The 17,941-nt window shown below is 26.1% G+C and carries 20 protein-coding genes; 3 read left to right on the forward strand and 17 right to left on the reverse strand.

Going from position 1 to position 17,941, the window contains the following annotated elements:
- Positions 1–93 precede the first annotated feature (93 nt).
- Positions 94–1,044 carry a helix-turn-helix transcriptional regulator gene (locus VC03_RS04540; protein ID WP_046328864.1) on the forward strand — a complete coding sequence of 317 codons (951 nt, stop codon included), beginning with the start codon at positions 94–96 and terminating at the stop codon, positions 1,042–1,044.
- Between the two features lie 45 nt (positions 1,045–1,089).
- Here VC03_RS04540 and VC03_RS04545 read toward each other — a convergent pair whose 3' ends face one another.
- The 5 genes from VC03_RS04545 to VC03_RS04565 form a co-directional block, all read right to left on the reverse strand.
- Positions 1,090–1,509, reverse strand: a complete 420-nt coding sequence (locus VC03_RS04545) for a hypothetical protein (RefSeq protein ID WP_046328865.1) — start codon at positions 1,507–1,509, stop codon at positions 1,090–1,092.
- A gap of 87 nt (positions 1,510–1,596) precedes the next feature.
- Positions 1,597–2,028 carry a hypothetical protein gene (locus tag VC03_RS06605; protein ID WP_052727704.1) on the reverse strand — a complete coding sequence of 144 codons (432 nt, stop codon included), beginning with the start codon at positions 2,026–2,028 and terminating at the stop codon, positions 1,597–1,599.
- On the reverse strand, positions 2,021–2,677 hold the full coding sequence (locus VC03_RS04555) for a hypothetical protein (RefSeq protein ID WP_046328866.1): 657 nt from the start codon (positions 2,675–2,677) through the stop codon (positions 2,021–2,023). The genes VC03_RS06605 and VC03_RS04555 overlap by 8 nt, the downstream gene beginning before the upstream one ends.
- A 399-nt stretch (positions 2,678–3,076) precedes the next feature.
- The gene (locus tag VC03_RS04560) at positions 3,077–3,526 is read right to left on the reverse strand and encodes a hypothetical protein (RefSeq protein WP_046328867.1); all 450 of its coding nucleotides are present in this window, start codon (positions 3,524–3,526) and stop codon (positions 3,077–3,079) included.
- 1 nt (position 3,527) lies between these two features.
- The gene (locus tag VC03_RS04565; protein ID WP_012994121.1) at positions 3,528–3,728 is read right to left on the reverse strand and encodes a helix-turn-helix transcriptional regulator; all 201 of its coding nucleotides are present in this window, start codon (positions 3,726–3,728) and stop codon (positions 3,528–3,530) included.
- A 274-nt stretch (positions 3,729–4,002) separates the two neighbouring features.
- On the opposite strand from VC03_RS04565, the gene VC03_RS04570 reads away from it, so the two are divergent.
- Both VC03_RS04570 and VC03_RS04575 read left to right on the forward strand, forming a co-directional pair.
- Positions 4,003–4,392 (forward strand): helix-turn-helix domain-containing protein, encoded by a 390-nt coding sequence (locus VC03_RS04570; protein WP_046328868.1) that lies wholly within the window; start codon positions 4,003–4,005, stop codon positions 4,390–4,392.
- Between the two features lie 122 nt (positions 4,393–4,514).
- A complete protein-coding gene (locus VC03_RS04575; RefSeq protein ID WP_046328869.1) occupies positions 4,515–5,564 on the forward strand; it encodes a virulence RhuM family protein in 1,050 nt (349 codons plus the stop codon).
- Positions 5,565–5,914: 350 nt separating this feature from the next.
- On the opposite strand, the gene VC03_RS04580 is transcribed toward VC03_RS04575, so the two are convergent.
- The 12 genes from VC03_RS04580 to VC03_RS04635 form a co-directional block, all read right to left on the reverse strand.
- Positions 5,915–6,658, reverse strand: a complete 744-nt coding sequence (locus tag VC03_RS04580) for a TRM11 family SAM-dependent methyltransferase (RefSeq protein WP_046328870.1) — start codon at positions 6,656–6,658, stop codon at positions 5,915–5,917.
- 1 nt (position 6,659) lies between these two features.
- Positions 6,660–7,517 (reverse strand): type II restriction endonuclease, encoded by an 858-nt coding sequence (locus VC03_RS04585; RefSeq protein WP_046328871.1) that lies wholly within the window; start codon positions 7,515–7,517, stop codon positions 6,660–6,662.
- A 10-nt stretch (positions 7,518–7,527) separates the two neighbouring features.
- A complete protein-coding gene (locus VC03_RS04590; RefSeq protein WP_237223914.1) occupies positions 7,528–8,403 on the reverse strand; it encodes a DNA adenine methylase in 876 nt (291 codons plus the stop codon).
- 144 nt (positions 8,404–8,547) lie between these two features.
- On the reverse strand, positions 8,548–8,961 hold the full coding sequence (locus VC03_RS04595) for a hypothetical protein (protein ID WP_046328873.1): 414 nt from the start codon (positions 8,959–8,961) through the stop codon (positions 8,548–8,550).
- Between the two features lie 41 nt (positions 8,962–9,002).
- Positions 9,003–9,431, reverse strand: coding sequence for a hypothetical protein (locus VC03_RS04600; RefSeq protein WP_046328874.1), 429 nt, complete (start codon positions 9,429–9,431; stop codon positions 9,003–9,005).
- Positions 9,432–9,467: 36 nt separating this feature from the next.
- The gene (locus VC03_RS04605; RefSeq protein ID WP_046328875.1) at positions 9,468–10,385 is read right to left on the reverse strand and encodes a hypothetical protein; all 918 of its coding nucleotides are present in this window, start codon (positions 10,383–10,385) and stop codon (positions 9,468–9,470) included.
- A gap of 249 nt (positions 10,386–10,634) precedes the next feature.
- Positions 10,635–10,766, reverse strand: a complete 132-nt coding sequence (locus VC03_RS06865) for a hypothetical protein (protein WP_257719618.1) — start codon at positions 10,764–10,766, stop codon at positions 10,635–10,637.
- A 78-nt stretch (positions 10,767–10,844) separates the two neighbouring features.
- Positions 10,845–11,831, reverse strand: coding sequence for an ORF6N domain-containing protein (locus VC03_RS04610; protein WP_046328876.1), 987 nt, complete (start codon positions 11,829–11,831; stop codon positions 10,845–10,847).
- Positions 11,832–12,684: 853 nt separating this feature from the next.
- Positions 12,685–13,008, reverse strand: a complete 324-nt coding sequence (locus tag VC03_RS04620) for a hypothetical protein (protein WP_046328878.1) — start codon at positions 13,006–13,008, stop codon at positions 12,685–12,687.
- Between the two features lie 16 nt (positions 13,009–13,024).
- A complete protein-coding gene (gene guaA, locus VC03_RS04625) occupies positions 13,025–14,560 on the reverse strand; it encodes a glutamine-hydrolyzing GMP synthase (protein WP_046328879.1) in 1,536 nt (511 codons plus the stop codon).
- A complete protein-coding gene (locus tag VC03_RS04630; RefSeq protein ID WP_046328880.1) occupies positions 14,557–16,548 on the reverse strand; it encodes a heavy metal translocating P-type ATPase in 1,992 nt (663 codons plus the stop codon). Before VC03_RS04630 ends, guaA begins: the two co-directional genes overlap by 4 nt.
- Positions 16,535–17,941 (reverse strand): PP2C family protein-serine/threonine phosphatase, encoded by a 1,407-nt coding sequence (locus VC03_RS04635; RefSeq protein ID WP_046328881.1) that lies wholly within the window; start codon positions 17,939–17,941, stop codon positions 16,535–16,537. Before VC03_RS04635 ends, VC03_RS04630 begins: the two co-directional genes overlap by 14 nt.

Consider the following 17,941-nt stretch of genomic DNA (forward strand, 5'->3'; position numbering starts at 1 on the left):
TATTATATATCTTGTATAATAATAAATGCAATAATTATCGTTAGATATGTCTAAAAGGATTAATGTCTAATCAGGATATTTTGGAGGTTACATATGAATTACTATGATTTTGTAAAAAAATATATGGGTACTGATGAAAATTTAGATAATACAAAATATTCAAGAGTTGGTCACTCTTTTAATTTGGACACACAAGAAATCAAAGGGGTTTATTGGTTTTATCAAACCGATGAATTCATTATCGATATACATGACTTTTTTATAAAAAAACAAATAATCTCAAATAAAATATATAATATTTCTAACTACATTTCTATATACACTTGCTATTTAATTAGTGCAAAAGGTGAGAAATTTAGCCCTTACCAAACTCTAAGTTCTAATTCTTTATACTCTCTTGATTTTGATAATATGGCTAAAGATTTTTGCTTTATACTACATGAAAATTCATACTATTTATCTGTTTCTATTGGTTTTAAAAGAGAAATATTAGAAAGAAAACTTAAAGCCTTAAATATTGATTCAAAGGCTTTTTATTCAGAAATATTTTTATCTAATCAAACTATACTAACAAAAGTATTAGAACCTATTGCTTTTGATATTTTAAATTGTAAAAAGGAATCTCTTGCTGCTAAATTTTTCTTCAATGCAAAAGTTAATGAATGGTTAAGCGTTATTATTGACACATATCTAAATAAAAAAAATTTTAATTTTTTTCCTGATGATGAAGAAAGCCTTGAAAATGTATCAAAATATTTAGATGATAATTTTTCAAAAGATATTTCTCAAAATATCTTAGAAAAAATTTCAATGATGAGTGGAACTAAGCTAAAAAAACTTTTTAAAGAAAAATATGGTCAAACAATAACAGAATACACACAAAGAAAGAGAATGAAGATGGCAGAAATGCTACTAATTAACACAGACATAAAAATACGAGAAATAGCAAAATCTGTAGGTTATCTTTCACCTAGCAAATTCAGCACTTACTATAAAAGATATATGGGCATCTTCCCTAGCGAAGTAAGAAAGATGAAGAAGTGAAATTATATAGACTTTTAAGGTTGTTGAATTGTAAAAAACAACAACTCATACATCTCCTCGTATTAATAATACCCAATTTTTAATAAATATTATACCTGCTATTAGAAGAGCACATCCTAAGCCTGAATAAAAGAATGCAATAAAATATTCTGGCAAAATTTTTAATGCTCTTAAACCTATTCCTCCACCCATCATAATTATCATTATAATATATGACTTCACATCAAAAAAATTCCAGAATGCTACATAGTCATCATAGCTTAATATTCTTTCAGTGTGTTTTTGACTCATCTTAAAAAACATTGAACCAAATATTAGGAATATAAGGAAAGATAAAAGATAAAGATACCACTTACCCTCAATACCCATATATGAAATTATACCTAATCTTGCAACATTAAAACCAGCCACACACCAAATAAGTCCAGCTATTATTAAAAGATTTATTTTCTTAACTTTAAACATACATACCTCCTAAACCAACTGCTTCTAACATTAAATTATAAGATTTTGATATTACTTTAAAATAAAGTGTATAAATTATTTTTTTATTTATACACCATCAATAAATCTAATGAATTTATTTAACATTATTAAATCTTTTTCAATAACTTTAACGATTGAAATATCTATATTTTTTATTTTAAATTCTAATTCATCATATAACTCCTTACATATATCTCTTCTTATACTAGTTAATAATTTATCACTATACCATACACCACTTGTATTAAATAATTTATCACAATCAATTCGTGTATGTTTAGTAAATGAATTTCTATTTTCATTAGGAAATTCATCTATAAAATTATTAACTGGATTATTCTCACCTATCATATATGGCTTTAAGGTTTGACATTTTATAAATTTATAATCATTGAATTCTTTTTTATAACATATATACATATGTGCTTGATATGCTAATTTTGAATCTATTTTTGGATAAGGAATTTTCATTCTTAAAACATCACTATTTTTAATCAATTGCTAATGCTCCTTCCTCATCAATTTCTATATAAACAGGATTATGTAATTCTTCATTTTTTACGATTTTCAGTAATGTATCTAAATGCGTTTCTGTTAACATTGGATATTGTTCTTTAGATATAACAAAATTAATGTCATTTATAGGAACAATTATAGAATTTTCAATTTCTTCTATAGAATACATTTTTTCTAATGTTTCAATCATTTTTTTATCTCTATCATCGAAATCCGATTCACTTAATTCAACTTGTTTATAACCAGAATTAATTAAGTTTTCTTTATTACTCCATAAATTAAGTTTATGTGTTAATTCAGATAATTCAATTTCATTAAGAATTGAAACTAAATAATTACATATAATAGCTATTCTTTCATTTATATTTTTTTTATTTTTCATATATGTAGATCTTGCTAATGAATTGAATTGATTTCTATCTTTAGTATAATCTCCCCAAACCACACTAAATACTGGTCCTTTTTGATATCCTTTTAAATAAGTAAAATCTGTTTTTTCTCCATTAACCTTACTCATTAATTCATAAAATAATAAAAATTTTTGTAATTTTAGTGGAGAATTATATGCAACAATATTTTTTTCCAATAACCAACCACTTAAATTTAGTTTTCTTTCATTTGAATTTACCATTATAACCCCTCCACCAATTTATATACAAATTATATCATTTTTTTATTTTAAAATATAGTTTTTTTACATAAATGTAGTTTCCAATCTGAAAGCAGACCCACCCTTATTGCTTTTTTATTATTTTTTTAGATTATAATCTCTTTAGAAGATGGTATATGGTAATAGAACCATTTCACTGGATGTACAAACCCTTTAATGATAGCTTTTTTAATTGTGTTAGGGAGTGTATAACACCCTCATCAAAAATAAGCTTGCAAAACATAACTGAAACAATCTTCAATTCTAGATAAACTATGATATTTTTTATGCTTTTTCGTCATTTAATTATACAGTTTTTTAACTAAAACTTGTATTTCAAAAAGACGATAGAGTTTTTAATTTCTATCGTCTAATACCTTTTTAAATCTTTTTTGACCAATATATTTTTAATAATTTAGAAAATATTATTTGTACAATTGCGACTATCATTAATGCTAAAAAGGCTTCATAACTTACATACGCTACAATTAAAGAAACAATTACAATAATCATTGAAAATATAGGTATTATATTTTCTCCTGACTTCATCTTTATTAATATCACTCTTTCATCTGTTTCTTTAATATACATCTTTTCCAATATATCTCTATTCCTATATGCTTTAATAAACATTGACATATAGAATACACATGCTAATTCAATTCCAATAAAAAATCCTACTACATAATCTGTCATATCTTCTTTTAATGGAAATTTATATTTTAAATAAAAATTGCCAATAACAACTGCAAGTAAGGCTAGTATACATAATAATAGTAAAATATTAATTCTAAATCCTATTTCTTTTTTATATTTTTCTAATTTGTTCATATTAATCATCCTCCTCTATACTAAATATTTCTTCAATACTCATATCAAAAAACTTAGCAATTTTAAAAGCCAACGGCAGTGACGCTATATATTTTCCAGTTTCAATGGAAGTTATGGTCTGTCTTGTTACTCCAACTTCATTTGCCAATTCTTCTTGAGTTATTTTATGTTGTTTTCTTAATTGAGAAATTGTATTTTTCATTTTTTCCTCCAATAGCAAGCTCGCTTTACATATTTAGTATAGCTCACTTTACTTTTTTTGTCAAGCGTGCTTTGCTTTTTTTTACTTTTATACTCGAAAATAATTATGAATAAAGAAATGAATAAAAATAAAGAGCAACTATTAGGAATTTCTTAATAGTTCACTAGATCGATATTCCGTCTAATCACACAAATACAACGCATTTACAAATTTGAATGTTTGTGCTATAATATGAATATAAGTTCAGTTTGTATTGTATCAGGAGGTTAAAGTTATGGCTTTTGCGGATAGATTAAAGAATTTTCGTGAAAAAGAACATTTAAGTCAAACAGATTTTGCAAAAATGATAGGAATAAGTACAAGAACTCTTATACATTATGAAGACGGAGAAAGATACCCAAGAGATATCGAGGTTTACAAAAAAATAGCTGAAGTTATGGATTGTGATTACAATTATCTCCTAGAAGAAAGTGACGAGTTTTTAAATCGAGTTTATAACATGGGTGGCAAAAAAGAATTGGAAAAAGCTAGAGCATTAACAGAAGGTATAAGTTCTTTATTCGCAGGTGAAGAAATTTCTGACGAAGATAAAGATGCTGCTTTTGAAGCTATTACCCGTGCTTATTGGGAGGCTAAAAGAGAAAACAAGAAATACAAAGATTAGGTAATTTTATGATCATGAATCGCTATATATAAAAATCTCAACATTTTTATTTGATTTTAATGTATTCTTGATTAGCATTCCAGTGTTTAAAGATAGAATGAAATTTATACTTGGAGGAAATTATGAGTAAAGAAATGGATAAAAAAGAAATTCAAATTACATCATCTGCTGCTGAATACTTGACTTTTATTGCAGCTAACGGTGATGACCAGAAAGCCATTGAAATTAGATATGAAGATGAAAATATTTGGTTAACTCAAAAGATGATGGCAGCTCTTTATGATGTAAGTGTATCGGCAATAAATCAGCATCTAAAAAAAATATTTGACGATAATGAACTAGGTGAAAATTCAGTTATTAAGAAATACTTAATAACTGCAAATGACGGAAAATCATATAACACAAAACACTACAACCTACAAGCAATTATTGCAGTAGGGTTTAAAGTAAATAATGAACGTGCCGTCCAATTTAGAAAGTGGGCAAACCAAATTGTAAAAGATTTTACAATTAAAGGGTGGGCAATGGATGATGAAAGACTAAAAAATTCTGGCACAAAACTTACCAAGGATTATTTCGAAAAATTACTTGTAAAAATTCGTGAAATTAGATTATCTGAAAGAAGATTCTATCAAAAAATCACAGATATTTATGCCACATCTTTAGACTATGACCCATCTGCAAAAGCAACAAAAAGATTTTTTTCAGCTATTCAAAATAAATTGCACTACGCAATTCACGGAAAAACTGCAGCTGAATTAATTGTAGATAGAGCCAATCACAAAACTAAAAATATGGGACTTACAACTTGGGAAGGAGCACCAGATTCAAAAATTCATAAATATGATGTAGTAGTTGCAAAAAATTATCTAAACGAAAAAGAATTAAATCAAATGCAAAGAATAGTGTCTGCTTACTTAGACATGGCAGAAATGCAAGCAGAAAGACATATCCCGATGACAATGGAAGATTGGGAAAAAAGATTAAATGGATTTTTACAATTATGGGATAAAGAAATTTTAAATGATGCTGGAAAAGTATCTGCAGCTCTTGCTAAAAAACACGCAGAGAGTGAGTTTGAAAAATATAGAATTATACAAGATAGACTCTACAAAAGTGATTTTGATAAGTTCCTAGAACTAGAGGATAATACTAAAGATTTAGAAAAATAAATTGATGGGGCAGACCTTAACGGAATGCCCCATTTTAGGAATATACACATATTATAACTAAGCTAAATGAGAGTGTCTTTCTATCCTCTTATATATAACTTGTCAATCTCTTTGCAACAAAAACTTTTATTTTTTATCCCTCAGTGCTTCCTCTTTTAAATAAACAATATGTGTGACAATAATACCCTTTATTTTTCCATGCCAATATAAAATTCTAACACATTATATGATATTATTTTCTTTATCAGATTACAGTTATCTATCCATTATTTAAATATATAGTTTTTAATTTTTATAATTTACGCACTTTATTATACACTCCTGCTTTATACGAGAATTAATCCTTAGTTCTATTTTTTAAACACAAACAAGTATTCATGTGCTATTAATAGAAAATTATATTTTATGCTATTTGTTTTCCAAAATCCTGTTGCACTGCAATTATGCTGTTCTTTTATTATAATTTCTTTCAATTTAAATCCATTTTCTAAAAAAACATTCATAGTTTTAAATGCTAAAGGCACCATATTGCCTTTTATTCTTGTATCTCCCATTAATATTGCACAAAATTTATCTTTTTTTAAAACTCTATAACTTTCTTTTGCAACTTTATCCATTTCTAATAAGAATTCATCTATTTTTAATAATGATAAATCTCCTTTTATACCATCACTATATTTAATAATATTAGCATACGGTGGATGAGTACATATAAAATCTATTGAATCATTAAAAATAAAATTTAAATCCCTTGCATCTGCTTTTTTTAAATAAATCTTGCTATCTGACTCTTTAAATTCAAAATTTATTTTTTCTCTACATATATTCAATGAATTTTCATTAATATCTACACCTATGATATTACGGTTTAATAATTTTGCTTCTACTAATGTAGTTCCACCACCAATAAACTGATCCAAAATTAAGTCTTGTTCTTTTGTATATCTTAAAATTAGATTTCTTGGAATATATGGTGACCAATTTCCTCTATATTTTGCATCATGAGTTGCCCATTTACCTCTATTAGGAAATGACCAATGTGTATTTAGCTCCATTTCAAAATTTTCAGGTTGAATTTTTCTTACTTTAGGCATTTTATTTCAACCTTTCAATAATTCCATTTTTTAAATCATTAATATTATATAAATGTTCCATAATTTCATAAGTTTCTATCAAATTATTTTTTGCACCTTTCCAACCATAACCATCAGTTATCCAAACAAATTCAAATTTTTCTATTTCATTTGACTCTAATGCAATAGTTTTATAGCTACGAGCTGTTTCATTTAACTTACTACCATTATTAAAGTAAAAATTTGTTTCTATTCCATAAACTTTATTTTCACCTTTAATTACAAAATCAAATCTTTTTTCTGTTTTACCTTTATTAGAAATTGCTGATAAATCTAAACCCCATTTCCCCTCTATTTTAGAAATCTTCATTTCTTTAAAATATGTTACATCTTTTTTTAGTCCACTTTTTATTAAATATCCTTCTACTAAATCTTCCATTAAATGCCCACCACGATTTTTTCTTCCATTAGAATCTAGCCCAACTTCAACACCTAAAACGTAGTCAACTAAATTATTTATACAATGTTTTGAAATTAAATTAAATAAACCTGACCTCTTCATAAAATATTTAAATTTTTCAATATTTTCATCTTTTCTATCGAAATTATACTCTATCACTTCTTCATTTTCAAAAATTTTAATTTCTTTATTTCTTACTGCCAATAAAATTGGGATACATTCTAAACATTCTGGATATTTTTTTATTATTTCAACAAAGACTTCTTCTATATTTGGCTTTCCTACCATATAATTTAATAAATTTAATTTTATTTCAATGTCAGAAACATTTTCATACACTTTTTTAAAATTAATGTAATAATCATAACTTGATATACTTTCTATAAAAGTTTCAAACCATTTATCAAAATCTCTCTCCATTTTTCTCCTTTTAATAATTTATTATTACAAGTTCATCAATTTCTCCTCTTGAACTTGCGTTACTATTTATAGTTCTTTTAGCTTTTACTCTAAATATATTATACTTATTATAGAGTTCATCAAAAAAAGCATCATTTTTGTTAACATTTTTAGGATCTGAATTGCTAAGCATAATCTTCGCTCCTTTTTCTGTTAACTTATCTATATATTTTGCTAATTCTATTTGCTCATTATCTGTAAAACTATCTTTTGTATAAGCTGTAAAACTAGAAGTTATATTGATTGGTCTATACGGGGGATCAAAATAAACAAAAGTATCTGAATCAATAAATTTAATACTCTTTTTATAATCACCACAAATTATTTTTACATTTTTAAGTTTATTTGAAACTTGCTTTAAATTTTCTCTATCACAAATTAATGGTTTTTTATATTTACCCATTGGAACATTGAATTCTCCTTTTTTATTAACACGATATAATCCATTAAAGCACGTTTTATTCAAAAAAATAAAAAGTGTTGCTATATCAATATCATTTAAATTAGATAAATTGAATTCTTTTCTTTTTTCTAAATAATATATTTTTCTTGAATTTTCATCTAATCTTAGATACTCTTCTTGTATTTTTTCTAATTTAATAATTAATTCATCAACATTTTTTTTTATCATTTTGTAAGTTACAATCAATTTTGAATTTATATCACTAATATATACTTCTTTTATATTATAATTATTAAGTATATAAAATAAAACAGCTCCTCCTCCTACAAAAGGTTCTGCATATTTTGTAATATTATTATAATTTTCAAAAGGTAGCTTTTTTACCAACTCATTTAACAGTTGGTTTTTGCCACCTGCCCACTTAATAAAAGGTTTAACTATCACATTCTTCTCCATTTCTTCTTTGAAAGAATTATAACATATATTTTACTTATTTTACAATTATGTTTATTATGTAATGTCAACATAATAATGTACAAAAAAACACCCTACATGAGTTAAAAAAACTCACGTAAGATGTATTACCCATTACTTTCTTAAGATGTATTTTATATTTTGAAAATCTGAATCACTAAAATGATATTTAATATCTTTTTCTCTTGCACGTATATATATATGTCTAATTCCAGGTGCTGTTTCTATTATTTTACCATTTTTTTCAGTTAAAACTAAATACCCTATTAATGAACCATTATGTTTTTTTAATGTATTACAATAAATTTTTTTATTATAACCGCTTCCTATTCTAAAATCAACAAAAATGTATTTGTTACCTCTTTTTTTAATTTGGAAAGCAAGATAATTATCATCATCATTTGAATAGTTATCTTCTAGTATATACGATCCTACATACTTATCATAATCAAAATTATCCTTTGGTTTATTTAATGCAAATCCTACAAATGTTATCATCATCATTAATATCATTATTAGCTTTTTCATAAGTTACTATCCTTTCATATTTTTGGCACTTTTTAATAATATCAATATTGTATGCTATCACCATCATAAAATTTTGCTATTTTATAATCTTCACCAGAAGTAAATTCCTCTATTTCTTGTTTAGAATCTTTTTTATACGCATATTTTTCATTACCATAATCCATAATTAATTTATCACCTTTTAAAATATATTGTATTTTATCTTTATCATAAAATTTTCCATTTTTAGAAATTAATTTAAAATACGGTAATTTTCCATTATATCCTGAACCATACATATATGTATAATCTATCAATATATATTTTCCATTTTTTAATTTTCTTATTTCTATTTTTTTAGATGTTGATTCTTCACCTTCATATGTATAGTATCCAACATACTTATCATAATCAAAATTATCCTTAGGTTTATTTGTTGCCATCCCTACAAATGTTATCATCATCATTAATATCATTATTAGCTTTTTCATAGGTTATTTATCCTTTCATATTGATATCTTTTTATATTAATCTACATAATCCATTACTATTCTAGTCTTTGTTGCACCATCATAGTAATATGGATCCCATTCACCAGTATCTTTTTTAAAAACTTCGTGTTTAATTTTTTTCTTTTTAAATGCTTCTATTTCTTCGTTTGTCATTTTTCTTAAAGGATTAGCTATAAATTCATAGTCAATATATCCTTTAATTTTTCTATCTGTTGGGTAATCATCATATTGATAATCTTTAAATTCACCAAATTTGAATACAAAATCTCCATATGATATTGGTTCTTTATCTAAAGGTTTTAAAAAAAGTTTTCCATCTTTAGTTAATGTAAATGGACTAATGTATAATAATATTCCATTATTTTTAAGATTTTTAGGTGTTTTTTCACCAGTAAACACATAATTATCCCATAAATCGCCTTCTTCATCAGAAAGTAACGCAGCTGGTTCATCATATGTATAAATAGTTTCATTTGATGTTAAAATATTATATTTTTTCTTGACATCTTCTCCTTTTTTTTCTAAATCTTTTATAAATTCTTCTAGTGTTTTATTTTTTTTCTTTAATTCATCTCTATATATTTTAAAATCTTTTTCTCTTTTATTTAAGATTATTTTACCACCATTCATTTCTGCATAATATTTATTTTTATATAACATATAGCTATATACATTATTTTCTCTCTTTTTAATATTAACTACAACACTTGAACCATCAGTCCACCAACCACACATTTTTTCCCATTTATCTTTCCATTTTTTATGGTATTCATAATTTTTTAAATTTATTATATCTCCACCATATTTTTTATATTCTTCATATGTTACACTATCAATCATTTTTTGTTGATCACCAAAATCAAAATCTAATGCACTTTTTGAATAAGCTGTTAAACTAGATAATAATACAAGACTAATTAAAAACTTTTTCATACTAATATACCTCTTCTATTTCAAATGTACTTGTAATTGATAAAACAATTATACCATTTAAGTCATCATTTTAACAGGGTTTTATTATATATAATCTAAAAAAATACATTAAATGATATTAGTTATAAACGTATATTAAAATATATATTGACTCTCAGTAAATTGACATTTTTAATTTCAAATAAAAAATGACACCTTCTATGATTTATATATTCATCATAAAAGATAGCATTTTTACTATTTTTTAAATTACATACTTTTTAAGTCATCATCATTTGCCCTCATTGATAAATTAAAATATAGGCATTGACTGCTTAGTGGCATATACAAAAATAAGTCGCTATCCACTATCTTTAGTGAAAACATTCTTTTATCTGACATTTGTTTCTTCCTTTCTTCAAATAAAAAAGAAGATAGATACTGCCTTGCATATTGCTATGATTTTTTCATAATTATATATTAAATTTTTAAGTCTTTATTATTTAACATCTTGCTAAACATATCATGATACATATCTTTAGAAAATTCTTCTATCTTGGTAATACTTGATATCTTATTTCCTGCATCTTTTGATGAAGCTCCGCAAAGATAAAAGGCTTCATTTTCTGTTCCATAATCTATTGCAATATATCTATCGTGATACTTTTTACTGGCTATTTTTAACTTCAAATCTATGTTAGGATAGCCTTTTCTAAAATCATCTAAGATATTTTTTGTAAGCATATCCTTATTTTTAACATTATCACTAAAGACTATGATTTGAGTTTTATCTCTTGCAGCCCTTAAAAGTTCCAATGTTTTAAGCCCTATATAGTTATCTATAACATAAATACTTCTCTTTGCTGATTTATATATTTTCGTATAAGCAACATTAGCTTCTATCTTATCTCCATTCATCAAAAGGAAATGTTTATATGTTTCAGGGTCTATAAAATTATCCATTACCTTTTTCAAATCTTCTTTTGTAGCCATTTTAGATTTTATTTCTGCAATATCATTTGTGTTTTGGTTGGTTTGAATAGCAATTTGTACTAATTCCTTTGAACTGATAAAATCCTGATTTTCAATAATAAAGTCTTTCATCTGCTTAAACATTCGTATTAAAGCCTTGCTCTGTATAACTGCAAGCTCTCCCCTTAATACAGTCATAAGCATATATATTCCCTGTTCTGTAAAAGCATAAGGTAGTTTTCTACGCCCACCCCAACTTGATGTCGATTTTTTCGATATCAAGTTTTCAAACTCTGACTTCGTCAGCTGAAACATAAAATCAGTATCAAATTTCTCCAAATTATTTTTTACTTGTTCGTTAAATCTTGTCGTCGTATACCCGTAAATTTCAGCAAGTTCAAAATCAAGCATAACCTTTTGATTTCTTATATAGTAAATCTTATTCTTAATAGTATCTTCATTGATTACTACAATTTCCTTATTTTGTTCTGCCACAAAATGTACCTCCAATATATTTTTTTATCATAATCAGTTTATAGTCCACAAGCCCATTCTATCATTACAAATTTAGTTTAATTTATATAATTATACCAAAAATATTACTTCTTTTCTATCTCTCATTTTCCTTATGTGATTTCCAATCTGATATTAGACCCCTATTATTGTTTTTTATTATTTTTTAGATATAATTTCTTTAGAAGTGGATATATGGTAATAGTACCACTTCACTAGATATATAAACCCTTAATGATAGCTTTTTTAATAGTGTCAGTCTATAATGTTCTATAATCATTTCATTAGGGGTTTCCCCTTTATATTTCTTTTTCTTTAAACTTTTTTCTTTTAGATATACTCTTCTTAACATTAAATATATATTCTCTATATTTGATTTTTGTGTTGGACTTTTTGAATCACAATAAAATATTTTAGTTTTTTTTCTTAATTTTTCTTTGCTATAGCATATTTCATTCACTTTTAAAAATTTACTTCCTCTATCTAATAATAAACAACTAAAGAGCTTTTTAAATGTTAAATATCCTATTTTAGCTTCTATTCCATCAAATACTCTAACTACTTCTTTTTGAGTTTTTTCTTAACCCTATACTTGTATAGCAAATTATTCTTATTAACTCCATATGGCTCTAATACGCCTTTATTTATGAAGTTGTATATAGTTTTCTCACATACAGATTATTCTTGCTAGCTTCTCCATGATGCATCTGCTCATTTGTTTACAAATTATATGATAACATATCTACCTGTTTTTTATACTTTTTCGTCATTTAATTATACAATTAAAAAAATGCCACCTCCTATGATTTAATTCATCATAAAAGATAGCATTTTACTAATAATTTTTAGGCTTTATTGAGCATAACCATTGATATATTCTCTTAGTAAGTATCCATAGCAATATTCCAATAACGGTTAGTAAAACTCCAACAGTTAAAGAAATGATTAGGTCAGGGTAAACTCCTAAACTAATGCTAGCATTATTTAACCAATGTAAGTCTATTTTCAGCAATTCAAGCACAAATTTCACAATACTCAAAAATATTGTAAGTGGTCCACTAATCATAAAAGCCCACGCAGTTATTCCTGTTACAGGGAATATTACTAACCAAATACATGTAGCTATGATATACCACATACACCACTTTAAACTTTTCATACTTATCTCCTTTTTTCTACTCCCACTCAATTGTTGCAGCAGGCTTAGATGAAATATCGTATACTACTCTATTTACTCCTCTAACTTCATTAACTATTCTATTTGAAACTATTTCTAAAAATTCATATGGTAGTCTTGAGAATGTTGCAGTCATAAAGTCAATAGTATTTACTGATCTTATCGCTACTACATATTCATATGTTCTAACATCTCCCATAACACCTACTGTTTTAACAGGTAATAGCACTACAAATGCTTGGCTTACCTTGTCGTATAGATCATTTTTTATTAATTCTTCTATAAATATATTATCTGCTTCTTGTAATAGTCTAACTTTTTCTTCTGTAACTTCTTCTATTACCCTAATACCTAAACCAGGCCCTGGGAATGGATGTCTTTTTATTAACTCATCACGTAGTCCTAAATTTTTACCTAGTCTTCTTACTTCATCTTTGAATAAGTTTCTTAAAGGTTCTATTAATTCAAATTTACAGTCTTTTGGTAAACCTCCAACATTATGGTGTGATTTAATAGTATGTGATAAACCATCTTCACTAGCTGATTCTATTACATCAGGGTATATAGTTCCTTGTGCTAAGAACTTAATTTCTTTTTCTTCTTGTAATTTTTTAGCTTGTTCATTGAATACTTCTATGAACTCTTTACCTATTATCTTTCTTTTTTCTTCAGGTTCTACTACACCTTTTAATTTTTCTAAGAATCTCTTTCTAGCATCCACAAAGACTATATTAAATCCATCTATACCTTCATATTGTTTTTTTACCTTTATTGCTTCATCTTTTCTTAATAGGCCAGTATCAACGAATACACAAACTAGCTTATCTCCTATTGCCTTATTAATCAATAATGCTGCAACAGATGAATCTACTCCTCCAGATAGACCTAATAGGACTTTTTGTCCATTAGTTTTTTTCTTTATATCCTCTATCTTTTCCTTTATTACATCTCCCATTTTCCAGTTTTTTTCTATCTTACATATATCAAATACGAAGTTTTCTATCATATTTTTACCATATTGTGAGTGAAGCACTTCTGGATGGAATTGCAATGCATATACCTTATCATCATTACAAACTGCTGCATTAGATGAGCTTGTTTTAGCGATAGTTCTAAATCCTTGTGCCATTTTTGTAATATGATCTCCATGACTCATCCAAACTAATGACTCTTTCGGAACACCTTTAAATAGTGGATTTTCTTCTTCAATAATTTCTAATGTTGCCTTACCGAATTCTCTCTTATCTGACTTTTCAACCATTCCACCATTTAAATATGTAATTAATTGCATACCATAACATATTCCTAATATTGGTATATTCAAACTAAATATTTTTTTATCTATACTAGGTGAGTTTTCTTCATACACTGAAGCTGGTCCACCTGAAAAAATTATTCCTTTTACATCATTTCCTATCTTACTAACATCAACTCTTGATGTGATTTCACAGTACACTTCCATTTCTCTAATTCTTCTTGCAATCAATTGGCTATATTGTGAACCATAATCAATAATTAATATTTTTTCTCTCATCTATTACAACTCCTTTTTAATCTTAATGTATTTAAAAGCACTGATATTGAACTCAATATCATACACATAGACGCTATCATGGGCGTTAATTGTATACCGAATATTCCTGTTGCTATCATTATCCCAAATATATTATATATCAAAGTAAAGAAAAGATTTTCTTTAATATATTTAAGACAAAGTTTGCTATACTCCTGCAATACAGGTATATCCATTAAATCATTTATTACAACATCACTAGTTTCTAATGTAGGTACAGCTCCATTATTAATAGCTATCCCTATATCAGCACTATTAATTGCCGTTATATCATTTATCCCATCACCTACCATAGCTACAACCTTATTCTTTTCAAGAATATTTTCAATATACCTACTCTTATTATACGGCAAAACCTCAAAGGCATATTTTTCTATGCCTAGTTTATCTGCAATATATCTTGTAGTATACATATTGTCACCACTTAGTATACTTGTATCTATGTGATTTTCTTTGCAGTAATTAATAAATAAAGGGGTATTGTCATTAATATCATCAATTAATGTAACTAAACCTCTAATTTCTTTGTATTTAGATATTAGTATAACAGTTTTACCTTCTTTTGACAAGTCATCATATTTATTATTTATTTCACTTACATCTATACCTTTTCTTTTTAAAAGATTTATGCTACCTACAAGATAATCTGAATACCCTACACCTAGACCTTGGTAATTTCTAACCTTAATATCCTTATCCTCAACTACATATTTTCTTTTTAGATATTCTTTAATTGCCTTTGCTAGTGGATGTGATAAGTTTTTTTCCATATTATACACAATATCTATATCTTCTTGTAATATCTCAATGTCCTTTATACTTGGTTTCCCTTTAGTCAAAGTCCCAGTCTTATCAAAAACTATCTTATCTATTCTAGTTGCATTTAATATTGCACTTCCATCTTTAATTAAGATATTCTTTTTTGCTAAGCTACCTATTGTAACAACAAGGCATATAGGGATGGATAACCCTATTGCACAAGGACAAGAAATTAAAAGAACACATATTGCATTATTTATACTTCTACCTAATATATATGTTACAATGGCTATTAAAATTACCGTAGGTACAAATATTTTTGTTACCTTGTCTGTAAAATTTGTAATGGGAGATTGAATTTCACATGCTAATTCCAACATATTTTTTATCTTGTAAATCACCATATCTTCTTTTTTAATATCAACCACATATTTAATACTACCATCTATTAACTTACAGCCTGCATAAACTCTATCATTTTCTCTTTTTATCTTTTGCTTGCTCTCACCTGTTATTAACTTTTCATCAAAGATTCCATAACCTTCTATTATCTTCCCATCAAAACTTGCAACCATGTCTTTATTTAAACTTAGTACAGTCCCTATTTCAATATTTTCTTTAATGGGTATAATATTAGTTAAATTTTCTATAGCCTTACTAGTATTTTTCTTCAATCTTTTTTCTATCTTTTTTCCTAATAGTACTATGAATATGGTCATACAAATACCATCAAAATATATTAGATTGTTTTTCAAATTAAATACACTATACAAAAAAGAAATTAATACTCCCAAACTAATTAGTGAGTACATAGTAAATGTTAGTTTAAATATACTTTTTACACCAATTAGCAATATATCCCTTGATAAGATAAGTACAATTAAGCTTAATATTAACTGTACATACTCACTATTTTGTATATGAAACATAGCTAAAATTAGAACTATAATAGCTATTATTCCAATAGGAAGTAAATTAACTTCTTTTTCCTCTATATTCTCATTGTCTTTAATCAATTCATATCCTAGCTTAGAAACAATATTAACAATATCTACACTATTATCATCTTCTACTACAAGTTTTTCAGAAACAAAATTAACTTTAGCCCTAACACCATATTTTTCTAGGCCTTCTTCTATTTTCACAGCACAAGCACTACAACTCATACCTTTTATTCTATATATCTTCATGATCTCTCCAAATAGTAAGTAATGTTAAGTCATCTTCAAGTGTATATGTATCTAATGTATCTTTTAAAGCTAGTATATTATTTCTTTTCTTTAAAAAGTTTTCTTTTAGTCTTTCAAAACCATATAGCTTATCATCTTTAACAGCTTCAGTTATTCCATCAGTATACAAAAGTATTACATCATCTTTTGAAAAGCTTCTAGTTTTAACCTCAAAGTTAACTAAGTCTGGGAAATCCTCTTTAGAAAATACTCCTAAAACTTGCCCTTCTGTCTGTAATTCTTCCACCTTATTATCATGTATTAAAAGTGCTGGTTCTTGTGAGGCTTTACAGTAGCTTATGGTATTTTCTTTTGTATTAAGTAAGATGTAAAACATACTTGCAAATTTACCCATAGGAAATATCTTATTTATTCTTTCATTCAAAAGACTCATTAAGTCTTCTATGTTCATATAGTTTTTGAATTCTGAGTGTATAACAGCTTTTAGCATTGTTGATAGTAGGGCAGCTGGTATTCCATGTCCTGATATATCTGCAAAAACTACAGCTATCTTATCCTCATCTATTTTAAATATGTCACAAAAGTCTCCTCCTATTTTTTGTGATGGACTAAATATATATTCTATATTATATCCCTTAAAATTAATCTTTTCTGGAGGCATAAGTTTCTTTTGTATATCATTTGCAAGAGCTAATTCCTTTTCAAGATTTTTGTATAGCCCTTTAATCTTATTATTTAACGCTATATTTTCTGCTCTTAACTGTGATTGCATTGAAAGATTTTTTACACTGGCTAATATTTCATCTGTGTTAATAGGTTTTTCTATTATACTATCTACACCCATTTTTACAGTTCTTAACGCCTTATATGCTGTTACCTTATTAATTAAAAGTATTACCTTACTATTAGGATTTTTCTTTTTTATCTTTTGTATTTCTTCAAGCTTTTCTTCCTGATATTTCTCAAAATTTATTATATATATATCCTTATCTAAGCTATCGTGTTCCTTATTTAAAAATCTTTCTTCTTTTCTTTCTTTAGTCTGAAAACCGTTAGTAACAAAAAGATTTCTTAATAGGTTTCTAGTATAGCTGTTATCGATGTATAACTTTACGACAAAAGAAGAAAATATCTTTATCTTATTGTATTCTTCCAAGGTTTGAAACACTCTAAAATACTTATTCATTTCTGCCGTAAATACTTCTTTTGATATGAAGGCTATATCCATATTTTTTGATTTTACAAGTCTGAATACTTTTAATAAATAAATTAAGAATGGGGGATTTATATCTAAATCCCCTAAATCTAATATTATTGTATCAATTTCGTCGTCTATATTAGCTATCTTCTTGTAAGTCTCTTCTTCATTTGAAAAAACTATATATTTTTCCAT

The organism is Sneathia vaginalis (assembly GCF_000973085.1).
Taxonomy (GTDB): Bacteria; Fusobacteriota; Fusobacteriia; order Fusobacteriales; family Leptotrichiaceae; genus Sneathia; species Sneathia vaginalis.